Origin of the sequence: Thalassotalea sp. ND16A, from assembly GCF_000764205.1 — a bacterium.
Classification (GTDB): domain Bacteria; phylum Pseudomonadota; class Gammaproteobacteria; order Enterobacterales; family Alteromonadaceae; genus Thalassotalea_A.
The window spans coordinates 1-3,484 of record NZ_JQDZ01000004.1; the positions used below are offsets into that span (position 1 = coordinate 1).

Sequence of the window (3,484 nt, forward strand, 5' to 3'; positions counted from 1 at the left end):
GCTGACCCAATACCAGCAATGCATACATTCAACGCCTAATACGAGATCATCTAAATAAGGTTTTAATAATTCATGAAGTGCTAATCGATCTGCTTTAATCTGTTGATGTAACACCTTTTTTCCGTCACTATCTAAAATACAAACGTATAAAATGTACGCATGAAGATCGATTCCACAATAATATTTGTGAGAATTGGTATAGAATTTCATTTGAGTCTTCTCCTTTTGGTTTTGTCGCCTTGAAGTCTAGTTTAAAGCTGGACTTCAAGGAGAAGGCTCAATAAGTATCAAGTAACTCAAGCGGGACTGCTAACAGTTTGCTCGGTTTCGCTTCGCTACACATTTTAGCAAACTATTATCAGCCCCTTAAATGGGCGTTGTTTACATGGAGAGTTCAAGTTATGCGTTTAATCAAAATATTTTTATTAGTGTTAATGTTTTCTGGATGTGCGTCAACAACACCTGATTATGTGTTTGATGGCAGCTCTGCTGAATCAACACAACAAGGAGTTAATTACCTTTCTAGCCAACTTTCTTCTACCGAGCAGAAGAAGTTTTTATCCGCGTTATTTCAAATTCACTTTTATGATACGTTAACTAGCACTGAGGCTTTAAATAACCCCGAGCTAAACAAACCCTTAAATTTTGAAGTTATAGGGAAAAAAATCGATGGCATGACATATAAAGAGGTTTTGGTTTTTGCTAAAACATCACCAACAAAAGTCTCTGTTTCATCAGAGTAAACATAACAAGGCAAATAAAGCGGGACAGCTAACTGTTTGCTCGGTTCCGCTTCGCTTCACATTTTAGCAAACTATTAATCAGCCCCTTATTGTGGGCGTTATGTTTTTAAAATAAACTATCGGAGATTTCTCAAATTGTGGGGAATATATTGGCGTTACTTAGTTTCGCTTGTTTTAGTGTTAATCCTATCAGCAACTTTGGATTATCAATTCGGTTTGTTGGATGGTACTGAATATCTTAGCTTTAAACCGACTATTGTGTGGGTAAGCATTGCGATCGTTTTAAGTTTGTTCGCGTTAATCCAAAGCAAAGGATTACCTTATGTTTTTTTAGGGTACCGCTTGAGTATTAATGGTAATGTTTGGAAAAAGTTTAATACAATTTTAATTTCATTTTTTATAGCATTATCAATACTTAATTATGTTGTTTATATGGTCGCAGGATTGGAGTTTTGGAAAATTTATAAATTATTCGGTCAAACGTCTTTATTAATTATATTTCCATTATTTAGTGCTTGGTATGTGGTTAGGCAGTCAAAAACATAACAGTTGCCTGTCGTTCGTTCCTCGCTAATTTTAGCCAACTGTTAGTCGCCGCTTAGCAAGGCGTTAGAAGTTTCAATCACCGACATGGAGTTCATGTGAACAAATACCTATTAATAATATCCTTAGCTATTTCCTCGTTTAGCATTCAAGCATCAAATTTGATCAATGATTCAGGAGTTAAAGATCAAAAAAGTTGCTTTACTTGGATTTTTACTGATTACGCTTCATGGCGTCATGGCATGGAGAAAAAATTCAAAAGGAAAATAAAGTCAGATGAAAAGCTTAAACAAGCTTTGACTCGGTTCGATTCACGTTTCGGCAAGGAAAAATTCGATTTTTATCAGAGTAATTTATCTTGTTCTACCTTTAAATATATTGTCGACGGAAACATTGTAAAAGGCTATGTAATAAAACCCAAATTATCAAAAGAAAAATTACCTGTTTTAATTTATAACCGTGGTGGTAATGGTAACTTTGGTGGTGTTGTTTTCGGCTCGATGATGCATAACTTATTTCCTATTGCTAACGAAGGTTTTGTTATTATCGGTAGTCAATATCGTGGAACTTTCACCAAAAATCCTTCTGCCCACGATGAATTTGGTGGGAGTGATGTCTACGATGTAACTGCATTATTAGATTACATTCCAAGTATTGAGGGTGCCGATGAACAACGTATTGGAATGTATGGTGCAAGTCGCGGCGGTATGCAAACGCATTTAGCCGTGAAAAAAGTAAAAAATATAAAAGCTGTAGCAACTATTGCGGGTAATTCTGATTTATTAAAAGGCTTAACTTATCGCCCTGAAATGGAAAAAGTATTTAAGCACCGAATTCCTGATTATGAGAAAAATAAAGTAGCTGAACTGGAAAAACGTTCAGTATTAAACTGGGTAAGTGATTTATCGCCAAACATTCCTATTTTACTTCTACATGGCACTAACGATAAGCGTGTATCTGTTAATCATTCAATTGATCTAGCTGCGGCGTTAAAAAAGAACAATATTCCACATAAACTTGTTCTATATCCAGACGATAATCATGGTTTAATGCAAAACAAAGAAAAGGCGAATAAAGAATTGGTTACTTGGTTTCGAGAGTATCTATAAAAACTTCTAACAAATCATTAAAACAGGACAAAAAACAGTTGGTTTTTGCTCCTTCGTCGCTTATTTTAACCAACTATTTTTAGCCTCTTAATGAGGCGTTATGTGTAAATCAGGATTATGAGTCAAATTTTAACAGTAGCTGCGACAATAATTAGTTTATTTTTAGGATTGTTCGTTTTTATAAAGCTAATTATGCAAATCAAGAAAGGTAAAATACAACTTGCCTCAAATTATACTGCTGTATATTGGGCAAACAGTAAAATAAGCTTTATCCGCTTAATCATTGTTAATTTCACCATCACTTTGTTTTATTTTGGTATGTATACCTTTTGTTTAATGCAACTAGGCTTTGTTCAAAGTGTAGTGTAGGTTTACACATAACAAGAATTTCAAGCGGGACTGCTAACAGTTTGCTCGGTTTCGCTACCCTTCATATTTTAGCAAACAATTATCAGCCCCTTAAATGGGCGTTAGTTGATAAGGAGGTATCGATGCTTAGCATCAGAAAGTTTCAAAATGGTGATGAATTAGTTTTAAGAGAAATATTTTTCAATACAATCCGAAACGTGAATATTAAAGATTATTCTGAAGTACAGGTTAAAGCTTGGGCTCCAGATGATTATGACCAATCTGAATGGTATAAACGCATTAGCACTATTAATCCTTTTGTTGCTGTTTTAAATAACGAAATTGTAGGTTATACAGATATTCAAGATGATGGTTATATCGACCATTTTTTTTGTCATTGGAATCATCAGGGTAAAGGCATTGGTAAAACCCTAATACAAGTACTATTCGCTGAAGGGCAAAAGAAAGGTATTACTCGTTTATATTCTCATGCAAGTATTACCGCAAAACCATTTTTTGAGCATTTCGGTTTCAAAGAAATTAAAAAGCAACAAGTAAAAATTCGCGGTCAAGTGCTTACCAATTATGTAATGGAAAAATTTTTGTAAAATCAGCTAACACATATGAGCCTTTTCCCGTCAACAGGCAATAGAAGTTTTTTTAGCTGCCGCTAGGCAGCTAATTGTTAAATCAATAAACAAACTTGTTTACTTCGCACTGTCAGACAGTTGTTAAATTACT

The 3,484-nt window shown here is 34.4% G+C and carries 4 protein-coding genes and 1 pseudogene; 4 read left to right on the forward strand and 1 reads right to left on the reverse strand.

The window, feature by feature from the left end; translation table 11 throughout:
- Positions 1-210, reverse strand: a pseudogene (locus ND16A_RS21585) (IS110 family transposase); the annotation flags it as partial.
- 191 nt (positions 211-401) lie between these two features.
- Between ND16A_RS21585 and ND16A_RS18345 the strand changes: the two are divergent.
- From ND16A_RS18345 to ND16A_RS18325, 4 genes are all read left to right on the forward strand, one after another.
- Positions 402-743 (forward strand): DUF6694 family lipoprotein, encoded by a 342-nt coding sequence (locus ND16A_RS18345; RefSeq protein ID WP_033075748.1) that lies wholly within the window; start codon positions 402-404, stop codon positions 741-743.
- 135 nt (positions 744-878) lie between these two features.
- Positions 879-1,289: a septation protein IspZ gene (locus ND16A_RS21955; RefSeq protein ID WP_160173468.1), complete on the forward strand. Its 411-nt coding sequence runs from the start codon at positions 879-881 to the stop codon at positions 1,287-1,289.
- Between the two features lie 95 nt (positions 1,290-1,384).
- On the forward strand, positions 1,385-2,395 hold the full coding sequence (locus ND16A_RS18335) for an alpha/beta hydrolase family protein (RefSeq protein ID WP_033075750.1): 1,011 nt from the start codon (positions 1,385-1,387) through the stop codon (positions 2,393-2,395).
- A 491-nt stretch (positions 2,396-2,886) separates the two neighbouring features.
- A complete protein-coding gene (locus tag ND16A_RS18325; protein WP_033075752.1) occupies positions 2,887-3,351 on the forward strand; it encodes a GNAT family N-acetyltransferase in 465 nt (154 codons plus the stop codon).
- The last annotated feature ends 133 nt before the right edge of the window (positions 3,352-3,484 follow it).